Origin of the sequence: Gemmata palustris, from assembly GCF_017939745.1 — a bacterium.
Taxonomy (GTDB): domain Bacteria; phylum Planctomycetota; class Planctomycetia; order Gemmatales; family Gemmataceae; genus Gemmata; species Gemmata palustris.
The window spans coordinates 3681909-3700128 of the sequence record NZ_JAGKQQ010000001.1 but is presented as its reverse complement, the minus strand read 5'-3'; the positions used below and the strand labels follow the sequence as shown (position 1 = coordinate 3700128).

General features: G+C 65.4%; 13 protein-coding genes. 10 read left to right on the top strand and 3 right to left on the bottom strand.

The window, feature by feature from the left end; translation table 11 throughout:
* Positions 1 to 193: 193 nt before the first annotated feature.
* From J8F10_RS15185 to J8F10_RS15155, 6 genes are all read left to right on the top strand, one after another.
* Positions 194 to 1387: a sugar phosphate isomerase/epimerase family protein gene (locus J8F10_RS15185; RefSeq protein WP_210654903.1), complete on the top strand. Its 1194-nt coding sequence runs from the start codon at positions 194 to 196 to the stop codon at positions 1385 to 1387.
* 298 nt (positions 1388 to 1685) lie between these two features.
* A complete protein-coding gene (locus J8F10_RS15180) occupies positions 1686 to 3233 on the top strand; it encodes an NADH-quinone oxidoreductase subunit N (RefSeq protein WP_210654901.1) in 1548 nt (515 codons plus the stop codon).
* Positions 3234 to 3298: 65 nt separating this feature from the next.
* A complete protein-coding gene (locus J8F10_RS15175; protein WP_210654899.1) occupies positions 3299 to 4069 on the top strand; it encodes a TatD family hydrolase in 771 nt (256 codons plus the stop codon).
* A gap of 170 nt (positions 4070 to 4239) precedes the next feature.
* The gene (locus J8F10_RS15170; RefSeq protein WP_210654896.1) at positions 4240 to 5943 is read left to right on the top strand and encodes a DUF1549 and DUF1553 domain-containing protein; all 1704 of its coding nucleotides are present in this window, start codon (positions 4240 to 4242) and stop codon (positions 5941 to 5943) included.
* Between the two features lie 227 nt (positions 5944 to 6170).
* On the top strand, positions 6171 to 7340 hold the full coding sequence (locus tag J8F10_RS38925; RefSeq protein WP_246522717.1) for a transposase: 1170 nt from the start codon (positions 6171 to 6173) through the stop codon (positions 7338 to 7340).
* 101 nt (positions 7341 to 7441) lie between these two features.
* Positions 7442 to 8713, top strand: a complete 1272-nt coding sequence (locus J8F10_RS15155) for a DUF1501 domain-containing protein (protein WP_210654894.1) — start codon at positions 7442 to 7444, stop codon at positions 8711 to 8713.
* A 73-nt stretch (positions 8714 to 8786) separates the two neighbouring features.
* Here J8F10_RS15155 and J8F10_RS15150 read toward each other — a convergent pair whose 3' ends face one another.
* The 3 genes from J8F10_RS15150 to J8F10_RS15145 all read right to left on the bottom strand — a co-directional run bounded on the left by J8F10_RS15150 (position 8787) and on the right by J8F10_RS15145 (position 12160).
* The gene (locus J8F10_RS15150; RefSeq protein WP_210654892.1) at positions 8787 to 10142 is read right to left on the bottom strand and encodes a DUF1501 domain-containing protein; all 1356 of its coding nucleotides are present in this window, start codon (positions 10140 to 10142) and stop codon (positions 8787 to 8789) included.
* Positions 10143 to 10234: 92 nt separating this feature from the next.
* Entirely contained in the window at positions 10235 to 10357 is a 123-nt protein-coding gene (locus J8F10_RS39875; RefSeq protein ID WP_261363060.1) for a hypothetical protein, read from the bottom strand.
* Positions 10358 to 11161: 804 nt separating this feature from the next.
* The gene (locus tag J8F10_RS15145; RefSeq protein WP_210651976.1) at positions 11162 to 12160 is read right to left on the bottom strand and encodes an IS701 family transposase; all 999 of its coding nucleotides are present in this window, start codon (positions 12158 to 12160) and stop codon (positions 11162 to 11164) included.
* A 191-nt stretch (positions 12161 to 12351) separates the two neighbouring features.
* On the opposite strand from J8F10_RS15145, the gene J8F10_RS15140 reads away from it, so the two are divergent.
* The 4 genes from J8F10_RS15140 to hisA all read left to right on the top strand — a co-directional run bounded on the left by J8F10_RS15140 (position 12352) and on the right by hisA (position 18175).
* A complete protein-coding gene (locus tag J8F10_RS15140; RefSeq protein ID WP_210654890.1) occupies positions 12352 to 13506 on the top strand; it encodes a prenyltransferase in 1155 nt (384 codons plus the stop codon).
* Between the two features lie 356 nt (positions 13507 to 13862).
* Complete coding sequence (locus J8F10_RS15135) at positions 13863 to 15839, top strand: FG-GAP-like repeat-containing protein (protein ID WP_210654888.1); 1977 nt, start codon at positions 13863 to 13865, stop codon at positions 15837 to 15839.
* Between the two features lie 249 nt (positions 15840 to 16088).
* Positions 16089 to 17168, top strand: a complete 1080-nt coding sequence (locus J8F10_RS15130) for a prenyltransferase/squalene oxidase repeat-containing protein (protein ID WP_210654886.1) — start codon at positions 16089 to 16091, stop codon at positions 17166 to 17168.
* Between the two features lie 284 nt (positions 17169 to 17452).
* Positions 17453 to 18175 (top strand): 1-(5-phosphoribosyl)-5-[(5-phosphoribosylamino)methylideneamino]imidazole-4-carboxamide isomerase, encoded by a 723-nt coding sequence (gene hisA / locus J8F10_RS15125; protein ID WP_210654884.1) that lies wholly within the window; start codon positions 17453 to 17455, stop codon positions 18173 to 18175.
* Positions 18176 to 18220 lie beyond the last annotated feature (45 nt).

Genomic DNA, 18220 nt, shown 5'->3' with positions numbered 1-18220 from the left:
CCTCGCGCGCGGAAGATGCACAAAGTCCAATAGTCTTTCGCCGAGTGTACCATTCGGGCGCCGGGAATCCCACGTCCGAAAGCGGCGATTTCACCGGCGCGCTTGCCCGGCGTTTCCGCTGTGCGTAAAGTCTGCGGTGCGTCCCCGATTGACTCACACGAGCGTAACCTCTTCCCCAGTACGAGGCAGACCGATGGGATTCGCGCAGACCGTAGACAGCGAGGGCAAGCCCGCTCACCGGCCCGGTAAGGGCAGTTACCACCAGATCGGCCTCGTGCGCGGGCAGTTCGGGGGCGTGCCGGAGGCCGAGTGGATCAAGTTCATCGCGGGCGCCGGGTTCGACGGGTGGGAGGAAGCGTCCTGGGAACTGGATTTGCGCCGGTGCGACACCGACGCGGGCGCGGCCGAATACGCAAAGGAGCGCGTGGCCCTCGCCAAGCCGCACGGGATGGAAATCTTCACCGTCGCGACGCACCTCCAGGGGCAGGTGCTGGGCGACGAGCCGAGCGCCAAGACGCTCAACTTCTGCTCCGGTAAGGGCGAAGCGAAGGCCGCGTACAAGGCCTGGCGCGCGGCGGGCAACAACCCGCCGCGGACCGACCCGTTCTTCGTGCCGGCCGAGGTGGGCAAACTGATGCACGCCGAGGCGAAGAAGGATCTTCTCGCGGCGACCCGGTACGCCGGGCACCTCTCGAAGCTCCAGAACCGCAAGGTCGCGCTGCCCGGGTTCGTCGGCAGCCCGGCGAACTGCTGGAGCCACTGGTTCCTGTTCCCGCCGTTGCCGAGTTCGATGGAGGGGTACGACATCCCGGACGTGTGGAAGGTGTCGCTGGAGCTGATCGCCGAGCGGTTCGGGGACGTGTGGAAGCTGTGCAAGGAGTACGGGGTCACGTTCGACCTGGAGTGCCACCCGTCCGAGCGCGCGATGGGCGACCTCGAGAGCGCCGGCGACTACATCTCGTTCATGAACAACGCCGGGTTCGAGGGCACGGTCGGGTTCAACCTCGACGGCTCGCACATGGAATGGCAGAACGTGTCGGTGATCCAGTTCATCCGTGAGTACGGGAAGTACATCCACTGCGCGCACGTGAAGGGCGTGCAGGTGGAGCGCGAGCACTGCCGCGGCGGGTTGCTGGGCGGGCACCGGTGGATGGGCCACTGGACCAACGGCTGGAAGTTCGTCACCCCCGGCACCGCGCGCGACGCGAACAGCCTCGAAGAAATCTTCATCGAGTTGAACCGCGTGGGCTTCGAGGGCGCGGTGTCGATCGAGTGGGAGGACAACGACGCGGACAAGTTCTCGGGCGCGAAGGCCGCGCTCGCGAACTGCCGAAAGGCGGACCTGCCGCCGAGTTGGGGCAAGCACGACGACGCGCTGAAGGGCTGATCGGCGGGATTCACAGGGTTCTCGTAGCACAGGGCTTCCGCCCTGTGCTACGTCCGCCGGCCCCTCCGGGGCGGAAAGGCATTGGAGGTATTGGCCTTTGCTCTGAAGGGCCGGCGGACGTAGTGCATCGACTTCGGGTGGTTGGTGGTTTTTGCTTTCGCCCCGGAGGGGGCCGACTGACGTAGCACAGGGCGGAAGCCCTGTGAACCCAAGGATTCCCGCCCGAGCCGCGCCCTTCCCATCCCGCGGTCGGCGGGGTACTCTATCGCTTCTCCGAACCCGCCAGGAACTCCGCGGCATGTTCCCTACGCTCGATAACATTAGCGGGCTCCAGGGCGCGCTCAAGAATGATTTACTCGTATTCTTGCCGGAACTCGCGATCTGCGGGGGGATCGTTGCACTTCTGCTCGCGCGGCTAATTCCCGTACTGGACCGCGTTCACCTCGGGAGCGTGGCGCTTGTTGCGCTCGCCGTTTCACTGTTCGCGGGCGGGTACCAGGTTCACGACGGCTCGTGGGCCGGGCCGTATTTCGGGGGGATGCTCGTCGCCGATGCGTGGGGCGGGTTCGTGCGCCTGATCGTGCTCGCCGCGGCGCTGATTACGGTCATCCTCTCACTACTCACCGGCATTCCCGATAAGGACGACTCCGCGGATTTTTACGTGCTCCTCCTCGGTGGCACACTCGGCATGACGCTGATGACGTCCGCGGCGCACTTGCTGATGGTGTTCATCGCGGTGGAGATGGCGAGCTTGCCCGGGTACGCGCTGGCCGGATTCCTGAAGGGAAAGCGGAGCGGGAGCGAGGCCGCGCTGAAGTACGTGGTTTACGGTGCCGCGGCGAGTGGGGTGATGTTGTACGGCATCACGCTGTTGGCGGGCACGTTCGGCACCGGAGCGCTTCACGATGTAGCTGCTGGTATCGCGCAACGCGGACTCGATTTGCCCGTGCTCGCGGGCCTGGCGTTTGTGCTCGTGGGTTTGGGGTTCAAGCTCGCCGCGGTGCCGTTCCAGTTCTGGTGCCCGGACGTGTTTGAAGGCGCTGCCGCGGAAGTGGCCGGGTTCTTGTCGGTCGCATCGAAGGCGGGCGCGATCGGGCTGACCGGCCGCGTATTGCTCACGCTGCACGCGGAACAGCACGGCGGTTGGGCGATTCCCGCGAGCCTCGGTATCGGAGTTGCTGTCGTTGCGATGATTACGGTCACGTTCGGGAATCTTGCCGCGTTCGCTCAAACGAACCTGAAGCGACTGCTCGCGTACTCAACCATCGCGCACGCGGGGTACATGCTGATGGCCCTCGCGTGCGTGACGCCCGAGGGGGCGTCGGCGGTGTTGTACTACCTCGCGGCATACGTCGCGATGAACCTCGGCGCGTTCGGCGTTGTCGCTCTGGTGCGGAACGCGACCGGCAGCGAGGAGATTAGCGCCGTGCGCGGGCTTGTGCGCCGAAGCCCACTGCTCGCGGTCGCGATGACGGTGTTCCTGGCGAGCTTGCTCGGGCTCCCGCCTCTGGCCGGTTTCGCGGGTAAGTTTCAGGTGTTCGTCGCGGTGTACCAAGCCGCGAAAGCCGCGACCGCGTCCGGTCCGCCGGGACTCGGTGTGGTGCTCTTCGTGCTGCTCGTGGTGGGCGCTGTGAATACGGCGATCAGTGCGTACTACTACCTGAAGATCGCGCGCGCGATGCTCCTGGACGACCCCGCGGAAGGCACGGCCGCGACCGCAACGAGTTCCCCGGTTGCTGGGCTGTTTTTCGTTGCTCTGGTGGCGTTCCTGTTTGCGGCCGGTGTGATGTGGGATCCGCTGATGAGCGAAACGGTCCGCGCCGCGAGCGCGTTCGGCGTGAAATGAACCCACGGGCTCGCTGCGAAATAGAATGCGTGTTTATTCTCTGACCACCCACATTCGCACCATTCATGCTGATCGATACCCACACGCACCTGTTCGATGACCGGTTCCGTAAAGACCTCCCGGCGGTGCTGGAGCGCGCGGCCGCGGCCGGGGTGGAGCGCGTGATTTGCCTCGGGATCGACCTCGAATCGTCCCTCGCGGCCGTTGAGATCGCGAACACTTACCCGCTCGTTGTTGCCGCGGTGGGCATTCAGCCGAACCACACGTCCGAAGCCAAAGCCGGTGACTGGGACGCCATCGTGAAACTTGCGGGGAGCGAACCGCGTGTCGTCGCGATCGGTGAGACGGGGCTCGATCGCTACTGGGACCGCGCGCCGTTCCCGGTTCAGGAAGATTACTTCGCTCGTCACATCCAACTCGCACGCGACCTGGGAAAGCCGTTCGTGATCCACTGTCGTGATGCCGAAGCGGACGTGGTGAAGGCTCTACGCGGGCAGGAGGCCAACGGACCGCTTCGTGCGGTGATGCACTCCTTCAGTGGCGACGCGGCTACCGCACGCGAGTGTTTAGAGATGGGGCTATATGTGTCGTTTGCGGGGATGGTAACTTATCCGACAGCGCAAAATTTGCGCGACATCGCGAAAGACGTGGCGCTCGACCGGCTCCTCGTGGAAACCGACTGCCCCTATCTCGCTCCGCAACCGGTCCGCGGGAAGCGCAACGAACCTTCGTATGTCGCGCACACGGCCGCGCTACTCGCCCAGGTGAAGGGAGTGAGTGTCGCCGAGATCGAAGAGCACACCACGCGGAACGCGAAAACTCTTTTCGGGCTGTAACCGCAGATCTGGGACCGCGAGTTTTGGTCCAGTGAGACATTTCCTTCACTCCGATCTCATGTCTGTTTCTTGAATCGGTGGCATTCTGATATCGGTTGCTGAGCGGAACCTTCGCCCTTGTGCGGGGGTTGGATCTGGTATCGTTCGCTCGCACCCGTGAGGGTTTGCCAATGCGGTTCCGTCCACTGGCCCTGTTCGCGCTAACCGCCGGATTCGTTGCGCTGATCGGCGACTTCTCGCCACTCGACGCGCAGGAGAAGCTCGGGAAGAAGGGCAAGAAGTTCGTGCCGCCCGCACGCCCCACTACCAAGCCCGAAGTTAAGCCGGTTGCCGAGAAACCGACCACACCAACACTACCGACTCTCGCGACGCCGAAAGCCAAGGACGCAGTCGCGCTCGCAAAAATTATTGACACCGAAATCAATCGTCAACTCGCGGACGCGAAACTGACCGCGTCCACGCAGAGTTCGGACGAAGAATTCCTGCGCCGCGCGTCGCTCGATATCACGGGCGTCATCCCGTCGGCGGAGCGGGCGAAAGCCTTCCTCGACTCGAAAGAGGCCGACAAGCGGGCGAAGCTCGTCGACGAGTTGCTCGCCGATCCGCACTTCGGCCGGCGCATGGCGGACATCTGGACCGCAAAATTGTTCCCGCGCGACTCCGGGAACCGCTTCGTTCTGAAAGACCCGCTCTACAAGTGGCTGGAAGACGAGTTCAACAAGAACCCCGGCTGGGACAAGCTCGTGACGGGCCTCGTTACCGCGACCGGAACCGTTGCGGACAACCCCGCGGTGACGTACTTCCTCGCGAACCGCTCGGTGGACAAGCTCACTGACACCACCACGCAGCACTTCCTGGGTGTCCAGCTCCAGTGCGCCCAATGCCACAACCACCCGTTCACGTCGTGGAAGCAGACGGAATATTGGGGGATGGCCGGCTTCTACAGCAAGGTGAAGGCGGACAACCCCAGGAACGGGAACAAGGGCGGCGACAATACCACGATCGGCGTGACCGAGGGCAACGGGCGCACGCGCCAGCGGGACTTCTTCCCCGAGTCCGCCAAAACCGTGCCGACGAAGTTCCTCAGTGGCGAGGAGCCGAAGCTGGGTGCCAGTGAACCGTACCGCCCGGCGCTCGCGAAGTGGATGACCGGCCCGAGCAACCCGTTCTTCGCGAAGGCGCTCGTGAACCGCACCTGGGCGCACCTGTTCGGGCGCGGGATCGTGAACCCGGTGGACGACATGCTCCCGGAGAACGAGCCGACGCACCCGGACCTCCTCGCCGCGCTCGCGCACCACGTTTCGACCGCGGGCGAGTTCGACCTCAAGTACCTCTTCAAAGCGATCTGCCTGAGTGATGCGTACCAGCGGACCAGCAAGCCCACCGCGGACAACAAGAACGACAAGGCGCTCTACAGCCACATCGCGGTGAAGGTGCTCTCGCCCGAACAACTCTACGATTCCCTCGCACAAGTGACCGGGGGCGCTCGTGTGGTAGACATGCGGGGGGCGCGAGGTATGGTCGGGGCCGCACGCGGGGCGCGAGTGGGCGGGCGCGATCAGTTCGTGAACTTCTTCCTCGCGGGAGCGGATTCGACCAGTGCCCTCGATTACGAAGCCGGTATCCCGCAAGCGCTTCGGCTGATGAACGCGCCGATCGCGAACAGCCCGGCCGCGGCGCGGGGAATTATTGGCTCGACGACGAATCCCGAAGAAGCGATCGAACGCATCTACCTCGCCGCGCTCTCCCGGCGCCCGACGAGCGAGGAAACGAAGAACCTGACCGCTTACGTGAAGCGCACCGGCGCCCAAACCGCTTACAGCGACATCCTCTGGGCGGTGTTGAACAGCAGTGAATTCACATTGGTTCGTTAGTTCCTGGTGCCGACGAGCCGCGACCGCAAGGGAGTGGGAGGCGCTACGAGCTACGTGAAGCGCTTCGCGTGGTCTCTGGTTCAGTGGCACGGTCCCCTTGGCCTGTGGCGCGAGTAACACCGGGAGCCACTGCTACCGCTCCCTTGCCAGTAGTTTCAAGTGATTTGGCAGTGCCGCATGGGAGTTCCTAAGTTCAAGGTTCTCAGGCACTTGAACGGGAGCCTCCCATGCGACGTGGTTACTCTACGATCACCCCGGCGGTGGTCCACGCACTGACGCGCCGAACGTTGGAACGGGCCCTGGGTTGGACCGACTACAAGCGGTCGGTCACGCGCACCCAGTTGCTCGACCTGGTGCTGTTGATCGCGGGCACCACCCGCACGTTGTTCGCGGTAGTGACCCGGTACTTCGGGTTCTCCCACGAGACCGCGCGACAGGCGATGCACGCCAACCGGGGTTCCCGGGACCAACTCACGGCCCGGTTGGTGGATGCCCTTCACCAGGTGGCGGGGTTCACGCGCCGGGACCGGAGGCGCCGGTGGACGTGTGCCATCGATGTGCATTACGTCCCCTTTTATGGGGATCGCAGCACCCCGGGGATCATCGGCGGACCCAAGAAGGCCGGGACCTCGTTCTTTCACGCGTACGCCACCGGGGTACTGATTCACAAGCACCGGCGGTACACCGTGGGGCTGATGAGCGTGACGAAAGGAACCAAGCCGCACCAGCAGGTGCAGACCCTTCTGGACCAGGTGGCGGCCCGCGGGCTCACGGTCCGCGGGGTGGTTCTGGACGCCGGGTTCGACAGCGGGGAGACCCTGTTGCTGTTGCAGGAACGGAACCTGAGCTACACGGTCCCGATGCGCAAGAAGGGCACCGGTACCAACCGCCGCAACGCCAGCTACACCCAACCCCACGGCACCATCACCACCATGGAGTGGGTCACCGAGAAGAGCCGCAAGGCGGTATCGACTCGGGTGCTCGTGTGGCAACGGAAGGGCGAATCGCACGCCCGGGTGTACGCGTTCCGCGGGTGGGGCGATGCGACCGCCGTGTCGGAGGCGAACCGGGCTCGGTTGGGGCGCCGGCGGTACCGAGAGCGGTTCGGGATCGAGACCAGCTATCGGCAGAAGAACCAGGCCCGCGGGTGGACCACCAGCACCAACCCCGAGTACCGGTTGCTGCTCGAGGGCGTGGCCCTGCTGTTGCGCCAGGTGTGGGTGTACCTGACGCTCCGGATCGCTCGGGCACGCGGGCTCGCGCCGACCGCCTGGGTCGCCCAGTTCCCGTTGGCCGAGATGCTCGACTGGCTCACGCAACGGATCCGCTCACGATACCCACGCACACGATGTATTACCCTGCCACACAATACACTTACAACCAACGCAACGCCTTGAAACTACTGTTGCGGTCGCGGCTCGTTCAAACCGACCGAACCTTACCCTACCAGCCGGTATCAGCCGGCCGTTCGCCCAACATCAAATATTCGGAGACGGTCATGTTCTCGACGAAACTGCAAGAGAAGACCCGGCGCGACGTGCTGAAACTGGCCGCGGCCGGTGTGTTCGCGCCCTCGCTGTCCGGTTGGTTCCCGGCGCTGGCGAAAGCCGCTCCGACCGGCGGGAAGGGGAAGGCTAAGTCGTGCATTCTTTTGTGGATGGACGGCGGACCGAGTCACAAGGACACCTGGGACTTGAAGCCCGACAGCAAGGGCGCGGGCGAGTTCAAGGCGATCAAGACGGCGGCCCAGGGGGTCGAGATTAGCGAGCACCTGCCGAACGTCGCGAAGGTCATGAACCACGGCCTCGTCGTTCGCGGGATGACGACGCCCGAAGGCGCGCACCCGCGTGCGAAGTATTACATGCACACCGGCTTCCGCGAGGGGCAGGGGGGCGTCACCTATCCGTCGCTCGGCTCGATCGTGGCGCAGGAAGCGGGCAAGTCCGACAGCCCGATGCCGAACTTCGTTGCTATCGGTGGGCGCACTTACGGTTCCGGGTTCCTCGGGCCGAAGCACCAACCGCTCCTCGTCACCGATCCGAACCGCGGTGTGGAAGACCTGAAGTCGGCCGTCTCTGCCACACAACTCGGGAACCGCGTGGGGCTACTCGAACAAATGGACAAGGCGTTCCACCGCGAGTACGGCGCGGATTCCATCACCGACCACAAGACGACCTACGAGCGCGCGGTCAAGTTGATGCAGTCGAAGGAGGCGAAGGCGTTTGACATTTCGTCCGATTCGACCAAGAGCAAGTACGGTTCCGGGCGCTTCGCCGAGGGCGTGTGCATGGCCCGCCGGTTGGTCGAGGTCGGGGTGCCGTTCGTCGAGGTTGCGCTTGGCGGATGGGACACGCACCAGGACAATTTCCGGCGCGTGAAAACGCTCTCCGAGCAAGTTGATTCGGCGCTCTCGGCGCTGGTCACCGATCTGAAGGATAAGGGGCTACTCGATAGCACGCTGATCGTGTGGATGGGCGAATTCGGGCGCACCCCGAACATCAACACGCGCGGCGCGAACCCGGGGCGCGACCACTTCCCGCGGGCCTGGAGCCTCGCGATGTTCGGCGGCGGGCTGAAGGGCGGTCAGGCACTCGGTAAGACCGACAAGGAGGGCGCGAGTGTGGTCGATCGTCCGACCACCGCTCAGGATTTCCTCGCGACCGTGTGCGAGTTGATGGGCATCGACCACACCAAGAAGAACGAGACCCCGACCGGGCGCCCGATCCAGATCGTGGAGAAGCCCAAGCCGTTCACGAAGGACGTGGTGTAAGGGTTGTGAAGCCGAAACGACACGGCCCGCACCGAAGTGCGGGCCGTGTCGTTTCGGCGCTCGTGTCGCTTCGTTATCGGTTCTGGAACAGCACATCCATCGGCTTGCCGGCGCAGACTTGCGACGGGCGGTTCTGCGAATCGCGGATCTCGCTGTCCGGGGCCACTCCGAGCGCTTGATAGATCGTCGCGCCGATATCGAACGGCGTGTACGACGTGGTGACCGGTTGTGCCCCGACGCGGTCGGACTTGCCGATCACCCGTCCGCCGACCACCCCGCCGCCCGTAAACAGCCCCGAGTACACGTGTGCCCAGTGGTCCCGGCCCGAGATCTTCTCTCCGGGCAGCGTGGAGATCTTCGGCGTGCGGCCGAACTCGCCGGACACCACCACGAACGTTTCGTCCAGCAGTCCCTGCGTATCGAGGTCGTCCGCCAGTGCGGTGATCGCCTGGTCGAGCCACGGGAGCAACCGGGTCTTCAACACCCCCCAGTTATCCACGTGCGTGTCCCAGGTCTGCACGATCCCCATGTTGGCCTGCACGATCGGTACCCCGGCTTGCGCCAGGCGCCGGGCGAGCAGCAACGACTGCCCGAACTGATTCCGGCCGTAGCGGTCGCGGACCTTCACGGGCTCGCGATCGAGCTTGAAGGCGCCCGCGATCCGCCCAGAGGCGAGTAGCTCGAAGGCGTGGCGCTGGTGCTCGCGGAACGCCGCGTCCCCGCGCCCCGGGGACTCCAGCCGTTCGAGAAGGCTACGCCGGTCGTCAACGCGGATCTGGTCGATGCCGCCCGGGAGGGCGAACGTATCCATCGTAAAGGTCGGGGAATTGGGGTCCTGCGTCACCAGCATCGGGTCGTGGGTCGGCCCGAGGAACCCGGCGTGCTGTCCCGGCCACGTGAGCGGGCCTTCGATGAGCGCGTGCGGCAGCGTGACGCCGTTCGGGATGCCGTCCTGTCGCGGTCGGATCTGGTTTAGGGCGGCCGCGTAGCACGGCCAGTCGCGCCGCGACAGCACGTTGTCGAGGTCCGTTTGCCGCTGGTTCGGCATCGTCGCGCCGGTTAACAAACGGTGCGTACCGGGGAGGTGGCCGTTCTCGCCGTGCGAGAGCGACCGGACCAGCGCCCACCGGCGCATTTGGGCCGCCAGTTGCGGGAGGTGCTCGCAAATCTGGATGCCGGTCACGGCGGTCGAGATCGGCTTGAACTCCCCGCGGATCTCGGCCGGCGCTTCCGGTTTCATGTCCAGCGCGTCAATGTGACTCATCCCGCCCGTCAGATTGACGAGGATCACGGACCGCGTTTTTGTCTTCGTGCTTCCGCGATCCGCTGCGGCTTGTGAGGTACCCGGCGCGCGGAACCCGAGGCCGATCGCGGCGCTGGCCCCGATCTGGAGGAACTCGCGGCGTGCAGGTAGTGATGAGATGGGCATCCGGTGCTCTCGGCGTGGAAAGAGCTAACAGGCGGGCTGAGGTAGGCAGGTGTGGGTATGGTACCCGGAAGGAGACGATCGGAGCAAGCTTTTTACGTGTTGAGATCGGGTGCGGAGGTCATGAACGGCTTTGCCATGTGAAGTTCGCGTGCGTAGATCGTCGGGGACGAATCCTCGGTTCGGTTCGGTCGTAACTCGCTGAGAGGACGCATCATGGCCCGTCGCTCGTTCGGTGACACGGCCCGGGACTCGATGCCGACTTCGACATGCTGGAGCAAATCGCCCGGCCGTGCCTACCGCCGCCTGACCACGCACAAAGCCGTTCATGACCTCCTGTTCCGGTCCACGGACCGGAACAGACGCGCGTAATGGGCCGGCTCCAGTTCCTGAAGTTTTACGTTAGTGGCCACCTGGCGGAGCCCGCGCTCCGCATGTGCGCTCTCGCGGTCCGCGGGCCGTGGATGGAGATGCTCTCGTTGATGCACTTGAACGCGCAGGGGCTACTTGCTCGCAGCGACAGAACCCCCGGATCGTTAACATGGTGTCCGATAGCGGTGCTGGAACAGTGGCCCCCGCGACGAGTGGGGCGGAATGCGCTCGGCTGACGCAACATCAGCCCGTCGCTCTGCGACGGGCTAAACCGACCACGGGAACAACACACCGTCTACTGACTTAGAACCGAATTGAGAGCTTCCAGTACCTGCGTTACTTGGTTCTGCCAGTTCAACACCTGCTGAGTGTACCTCGGGCTCTCGTCCGAGGATTGCATTTTCGACTGAACAACTAGGAGGCTCAGCCCGTTCACCAGCGCCGCCTGGAGGTGCAGAGACAGCCTTTCGTACTCGGTCATGCCCGTCCCCTTATGATGAGCGTCTCGAAACTGGCATGGCCCGCGCATCATTGCAGAATCCCCGGACGATAGCTAGACGGTAGGCCTCGTTCTGGGCGCACGCGACTTGGCGGGCCTCGGGGCGCCGCTGTACGGCGCATTCAAGCAGCAAGCGCGTTGCCGATAGGTGTTACGCAGTCCGCATGTTTGGGAAGCAAATATGAGGTCGCGTGAGGTAGCTGCGGACCGCGTCTCGAATGATGGCGGTCTTGGCTTCCACCCAACTGACGCCACGGGCGAAGCAGTGGGCCTCGAACCGGAGGAACGCGCGCAGGGCCAACCCGATGTGGTTCCGCTGCGCGCGGGCCGTTCGGCACTGGCACCGCTCGATCCCGGTGCATTGTTTGATCCCTCGGTGGTAGTTCTCGATGGCCCAGGAGAAGTCCGCGAGCTGCAACCGCGCCAAGTCCGTCATCGCCAAATCGTTGGTGGCCCAGTACGCGGTGCCACCGTTTGGGATGGCGATCCCGAATACCTTCACCAACCCGAACCCCGGCAGCCACACCTCCGTGCCCGTGGCTGCAATGGCCGTGTCCGCCAGGGCTCGCGTGCCCCGACGGTCGAGGTTTACCAGCCGGTTCGACTTGAGCCGGGTGAGCCACGTCCACCCGCAGTCGCGTATCAATTTGAGGTTGTCCAAACTACTGTACCAGCCGTCGAATACGACGCACCGGGGCTTGAACCGGCGCGCGTAGGCGGTCCGGATCATGTCCCCGAAGTGGTCGTTCTTGGTGCGCCCGTCGCCCGTGTCGTACACCCGGTAATCGCACGGGATATGGCGATCCCCGTCGGTCCACAGCAAGGACACCAAGTTGATCCCCTGGACGACCGCGTGGTGCTTGCCGGACCAGTGCCGGGTCACCAGTTCGATGGCCTTGGCGTAAGGCTTGTCGAGGGTCGAGTCATCTATGACAAGGACACCGCCGGCGCGCCGGACTTGGGTTGCGGCTTCGGCCCAAAGGGTGCTCGGGTCCGGCTCCAATCGGGTCAGCAGGCGAGTGAAGGCGTCGTGGGCCGGCGGGTCCGGGACCGCCGGCTGCACCCGCGCGGCTTCCGCCCCCGAGCACGCCTTCGGGGTCGCGATCAGGAACTCGATGTAGTCGCGCGGGAACACCTTGGGTACGCTCATGGGCCGATCGTAGTACCACACCGGCACCCGCGCAAGCCCCAAAAACGCCGCACTGCGTAACACCTAGCCGAAAGAGCATTGTGGAAGAAGCGATCAGCCACAGGTTATTATCCTCTGTATCGAACCCAGGAAACGGCACGATCGCTACCGGCCTCTCCTTTCGATCAGCACTCGTCGAGGGCTCCCGACTCATGTGGAATTCCCTGCGCTCCGTGTCGCGGCGCGACTTCTTCCGGGCAACAGCGGTGGGCGGGTCCGTGGCCGCACTCCACCTGGGCGGGTTCGCCCAACCGGGCGGTGGGCCGCGCGCGGACGAGTCGTCCACTTCGCGCTCCGATTCGGGCGCCGAGTTCATCACACCCGAGACACAATCGGCCATCGACCGCGGGCTCGCGCTGCTCGCACAGAGCCAGGGAGCCGACGGGTCGTTTGGGAGCCACATTACCGGGGCCGCGGCGGGCATCGCGGGGCTGAGCGGGCTGGCCCTGCTCGGGGCCGGGCACCAGCCCGGGCGCGGGAAGTACGGGAAGAACGTGAGCCGGGCGGTCGATTACGTCACGGGGCTGGTGGCGGGCACCAACCCCGGGTTCCTGAGCGACACCCCACTCGCGCGGGTCAGCACCCAACCCCGCGCGATGTACAGCCACGGGTTCGCGAGCCTGTTCCTCGCGGAAGTGTGCGGGATGCTCCCGGAGGCCCAGCGCCAGAAGCGCGTGCGCGCGGTGCTCGAGAAGGCGACCGCGTTCGGAGCGAGCACGCCGAACACCGAGGGCGGGTGGCGGTACGAGCCCAACGCCCCGTTCGCGGACGTGTCGGTGACGGTCGCGATGATGATGGGCCTGCGCGCGGCCCGGAACGCGGGCGTGTTCGTGCGCAAGGACGTCGTGCGGCGCGGCGCGAAGTACATCCGCGAGTGCCAAGTGGCCGACGGCGGGTTCTGCTACATCAAGGGCGCGGGGCCGTCGGCGTTCGCGCGGAGCGCCGCGGCGGTCGTCGGGCTGTACAGCGCCAGCATCCCCGAGGACGAGCGCGTGAACGGAAGGGCCATCGAGCGCGGGCTGCAGTACCTGCAGCAGTTCACGCCCAACCACTCGTTTAACCCGCGCCCGGCGATACCGGCGGACTATTACTACTACGGCCAGTACTACGCGGCCCTGGCGATGTGGTCGGCCGGGGGCGACTACTGGCGCACCTGGTTCCCGGCGATCCGCGACGAGCTCCTGGGCCGCGCCCGGGCCAACGGCGGCACCTGGGGCGATAACCGCCACGGGTCCGCATACGCCACCGCCATGAGCCTGATCGTGCTCCAGTTGCCCAATAACTATCTTCCCATCCTGCAGAAGTAACCGCGGCCACTTATCCGGCAATCACTGGATGAAAATTAAGGGCGCGGCGCTCGCTCGCAGTCGCGCACACACGGCTGCGAGCAGGTACCGCCGTCGCACAGACAGATTGTGTCCTGTTCGTTCTGCGTAATATTTGACTACATGGCCGGCTTTGCGCCGGGGTTGAAAACTCGAACTTCGCTTGCAATCGGCCGCTTTACCCGCGTCGCAGGGCGGACTTTCGGGGCCGAGCGATTTGTTTTCCTACCGGCCATGACTTAAGTACAGATTGCTTAACGGTCACCCCGACCTCTGCCCGAGCCCGCGCGCGATTCGAGCGCGCGGGTTGCTCATTTGCATGCCCAACGGAGTTCTCGATGCTGCTGACGCGCTGGATGAAAGCCCTGGTCGGAACCCCCTCACTGTCCCCGAAAGGAGCGCCGACGCGGCGCGGTAAGTTCTGGGTCGAGGTTCTCGAGGACCGGGCACTACTGACCGGCAACTTCGCCACCGGCGCTGCGTTCGGTGAGGCCCCGATCGTGCGCGTGTTCGACGGGAACACCCAGCAGCAGGTCGCGACCGTCCAGGTCTTCGACACCGGGTTCAAGGGCGGGGTGAACGTGGCGATGGGCGACGTGACCGGGGACGGGGTGAACGACGTCATCGCCGGGTCCGCGCTCGGGTTCTCGCACGTGAAGGTGTACGACGGGGTCACGTTTCAAGAGGTGCGGAGCTTCCTGGCGTTCGCCGGGTTCACCGGCGGGGTGAACGTCGCGGCCGGCGACATCGACGGGGACGGTAAGGCGGACATCGCCGTCGCCGTGGCGAACGGGGGCGGGACGCACGTCAAGGCGTTCAGCGGGGCGGACAGCTCGGAGCTGGCCAGCTTCTTCGCCTACGGCCAGGGGTTCGTCGGCGGGGTCCGGGTGACGCTCGGGGACGTTGACGGGGACGGCAAGGCGGACATCGTCACCGGGGCCGGGCCGGGGTCCGGCGGGCACGTGAAGGTGTTCCAGGGCGGGACCGGGACCGAGCTCCGCAGCTTCCTCGTGTTCGACGGGTTCTCCGGGTCCATCGACCTGGCCGTCGGCGACCTGAACGGGGACGGTAAGGCCGAGGTTCTGGTCGGGGCCGGGCCGGGGGCCGGGCCGCACGTGAAGGCCTACGACGGCGCGACCGGCGCCCTGAACGAGAGCTTCTTCGCCTTCGCCCAGGCGTTCCTCGGCGGCGTGTCGGTCGGCGCCGATGCCGACGGCAACATCCTCGTGGCCGGGACCGGGCGCGGGCACGTGAAAACGTTCGACGGCGTCACCGGCGCGGAGCTGACCAGCTCCCTGGTCGCCGGCTCCGCGAGCGGCCGGCTCGGGACCGCCCCGGAACCCACCCGGCCCCTGGTCATCACGTCGGGCGCGACGGCCAGTGCCGCGGAGAACCAGACCGCGGTGACTACGGTCACCACCACCGGCGGCGCCGGCGCGGCCGTGACGTACAGCATCGTCGGCGGGGCCGACCAGAGCCTGTTCGCCATCAACCCGACCACCGGGGCGCTGACGTTCCTGAGCGCGCCCGATTTCGAGGAGCCGGCCGATGCCGGCACGAACAACGTGTACGACGTCACCGTACAGGCGTCCGACGGCACCCGCACCACGACCCAGGCCGTCACCGTCACCGTCACCGACGTCAACGAAGCCTCGCCCCTGGTCATCACGTCGGGCGCGACGGCCAGTGCCGCGGAGAACCAGACCGCGGTGACTACGGTCACCACCACCGGCGGCACCGGCGCGGCCGTGACGTACAGCATCGTCGGCGGGGCCGATCAGAGCCTGTTCGCCATCAACCCGACCACCGGGGCGCTGACGTTCCTGAGCGCACGGAACTTCGAGTCTCCGGCCGACGCCGGCACGAATAACGTGTACGACGTTACGGTTCAGGCGGCCGACGGCACCTTCACCACGACCCAGGCCGTTGCCGTCACCGTGACCGACGTCAACGACGCCCCGGTCGGTGTGGCCAACTCGGTGATCGCGTTCACGGATGTCGCCTACCCCTTCTCGGCGTCGGACTTCGTGTTCACCGATGCCGACAGCGACGCGCTACTGGCGGTGAAGATCACCACCCTGCCCTCACTCGGCACGCTGACGCTGTCCGGGGCGCCGATCTCGGCGGGCGCCGTCATCGCGGTAGCGGACATTGGCACTCTGCAATACAACCCGCCGGTCGGCGCGTACAGCGGGCTCATGACGCCGTACACCACCTTCACCTTCCAGGTGCAGGATAACGGCGGCACCGCGAGCGGGGGCGTCGATCTGGACCCGACCCCGAGGGCCATGAGCATTTATATCGACGCCGTGTAACCGCCCGGCACTTGCGGGAACCCGTGGGGTGCTCCGATACGAAGATCTGGAGCGCCCCCACGATTAAGGGGCGCCGTTCTGTGGTGCGCCCGCCCGAACCTCTTACCACTTGTGAGGGAACGCCCGTCTCGGCCGCGCGCGAGGTACAAGCTCCGCACGTTCCATGTAACGAAATCCGGGTTCCTTGTTGATCTTCCCTTCGTGGTGCGTCCATAGTGGTAAGGGCTTTCGTTCTTACTGGGGCCACCAATGCACGCCGCAGCCGCCGCCATTGCTCTCGCGGTCCTGGCGACACCCGCGCCCGAGCAGGGCACAAACGATGCCGTCCGAAACGGGCTGAAGTGGCTCGCCGCGCAACAGAAAGATGACGGCACCTGGGAGGGGCTCAACGGCGTCTCCCCCACCACGATTACCACGATGGCCGGGCTCGCGCTCCTGATGGAGGGCAGCACGCCGAAGCACGGCGCCTACGCGCCGCACGTCCGCAAGACGGTCGCCTGGCTGGAGGCGAACACGAGTGACAAGGGGTTGCTCGCCAGCAACTCCCCGAACGAGATGTACCAGTACATCCAGAGCCACGCCCACGCGCTGCAGTTCCTCGCCTGCGCCTACGACGCGGACGACGACACCGACCGCCGCAAACGGCTCGTGAACGTGCTCGACAAAGCGACCGCGTTCCTCACCGAGCGCCAGCACGCGAGCGGCGGGTGGGGGATCGTCGCCACGAGCGAGAACGGCGGGTACAGCGACAGCCAGTCCACCGCGCTCGCGCTCCAGGCGCTTCTCGCCGCCCGAAAGGTCGGCATCAGCGTGCCGAAAACCGTGACCGACAAGGGGTTCCAGTACCTCGCCCGGGCGACCAACAAAGAGGGCGGGATCGTTTACAGCATCGCGAACGGAATGCTCCCGGCGGGTAACGACGGGCAACCGATGTTCAGCGCGATGGCCGCGGCCGGGGTGCTCATGCAGGACGGGGGCCGGCCCGAGTCCCTGACGAAGTGGGTGCAGAACGCGAACAGCACGAACGCCACACAACAACTCCGCTTCCTCCGCGACGGCGGGGTGTACGCGATGTTACAGCAGTACCAGTTCGCGCGGGTCGCGTTCGCACTGGGCGAGAACGGGCACCGCAAGATCGACGCCGATACGGGCGCCCAAAATCTTCTGCGCTGGTCGACGACCCGCCCCAAACTGTTCAAGGAACTCAAGAACATGCAGGCCAAGGACGGGAGCTGGGCCGACGCCAACTTCGGCCCCAACTATTGCACCGCCGTCGCGCTCGTGATCCTGCAACTCGACAACGACTACCTCCCCGCGCTCGCGCGCTGAGCGAAACGCGCAAGCGGTCACACCACCACGAGCGAGAAGGCGAGGGGATCGGCCACCAAAAAGCGCGCGGGGCACAAAAGAAAGTCGAGGAAAAGAGTTGTCCTGATTCCGCTCTTTGCCCACGGGTTTCTTTTGTGCCCCGCGCGCTTTTTGGTGGCCGATCCCCTCATCTTCTCGGAATCTGCCTTTGGCATTGAACGAGTCCGCTCTTCACGATTCCTTCAATTCCCTTGCTTTCCTCCCGCCCTCCGTGAAGAATGACCACGGAGTTCAAGGATCGATTCATGTTCATCTACCCGGCAATTGATCTCCTTAATGGCCGCGCCGTGCGGCTGAAGCAGGGCGATTACTCGCAAAAAACCGAATTCTCGGACGACCCGGCCGCGGTCGCGCGCCGGTGGGTCGAACTCGGCGCCGACCGCATCCACGTTGTCGACCTTGATGGCGCGAAGGCCGGCAAGCCCGTCAACGGCGCCGTCATTCGTGCGATCGTCGAGGCCGCGGGCGTTCCGGTGCAACTCGGTGGCGGCTTGCGCACCGACGCGGACCTCGAAACCGTCTTCGGGTGGGGCGTGCGGTGGGCGGTGCTCGGCACCCGGGCGCTCCAGGCGCCGGACTGGACCCGCGCGGTTGCCACGCGCTACCCGGACCACATCGTTCTGGGCGTGGACGCGAAGAACGGGTTCGTCGCGACCGAGGGGTGGCTCGAAGTTTCCCAGGTCAAAGCCATCGACCTCGCGAAGCAGGTCAGTGACGCGCCGCTCGCCGCGGTCGTTTACACGGACATCGCGAAGGACGGGATGATGAGCGGCCCGAACTTCGCCGGGCTCGCCGAGATGAAGGCCGCGGTCCCGCTCCCCGTCATCGCCAGTGGAGGTGTTTGTACTCTCGATCACGTGCGCCGACTGATTGATGAAGGGATTCCGGGCTGCATTATCGGCCGCGCACTTTACGAAGGGAGTCTGGACCTCGCAGCCGCTCTCGCACTGACGCGGCCACCTCAGTAGAGGCGACCACTTAACGCGCCAGTGTGCTCCTCCTCTCTCCAATTG

Bases quoted from the DNA above. Each gene is read 5' to 3' on its own strand.
- J8F10_RS15185 (WP_210654903.1), top strand. From the start codon at position 194: ATGGGATTCGCGCAGACCGTAGACAGCGAGGGCAAGCCCGCTCACCGG.
- J8F10_RS15180 (WP_210654901.1), top strand. From the start codon at position 1,686: ATGTTCCCTACGCTCGATAACATTAGCGGGCTCCAGGGCGCGCTCAAG.
- J8F10_RS15175 (WP_210654899.1), top strand. From the start codon at position 3,299: ATGCTGATCGATACCCACACGCACCTGTTCGATGACCGGTTCCGTAAA.
- J8F10_RS15170 (WP_210654896.1), top strand. From the start codon at position 4,240: ATGCGGTTCCGTCCACTGGCCCTGTTCGCGCTAACCGCCGGATTCGTT.
- J8F10_RS38925 (WP_246522717.1), top strand. From the start codon at position 6,171: ATGCGACGTGGTTACTCTACGATCACCCCGGCGGTGGTCCACGCACTG.
- J8F10_RS15155 (WP_210654894.1), top strand. From the start codon at position 7,442: ATGTTCTCGACGAAACTGCAAGAGAAGACCCGGCGCGACGTGCTGAAA.
- J8F10_RS15150 (WP_210654892.1), bottom strand. From the start codon at position 10,142: ATGCCCATCTCATCACTACCTGCACGCCGCGAGTTCCTCCAGATCGGG.
- J8F10_RS39875 (WP_261363060.1), bottom strand. From the start codon at position 10,357: ATGATGCGTCCTCTCAGCGAGTTACGACCGAACCGAACCGAGGATTCG.
- J8F10_RS15145 (WP_210651976.1), bottom strand. From the start codon at position 12,160: ATGAGCGTACCCAAGGTGTTCCCGCGCGACTACATCGAGTTCCTGATC.
- J8F10_RS15140 (WP_210654890.1), top strand. From the start codon at position 12,352: ATGTGGAATTCCCTGCGCTCCGTGTCGCGGCGCGACTTCTTCCGGGCA.
- J8F10_RS15135 (WP_210654888.1), top strand. From the start codon at position 13,863: ATGCTGCTGACGCGCTGGATGAAAGCCCTGGTCGGAACCCCCTCACTG.
- J8F10_RS15130 (WP_210654886.1), top strand. From the start codon at position 16,089: ATGCACGCCGCAGCCGCCGCCATTGCTCTCGCGGTCCTGGCGACACCC.
- hisA (WP_210654884.1), top strand. From the start codon at position 17,453: ATGTTCATCTACCCGGCAATTGATCTCCTTAATGGCCGCGCCGTGCGG.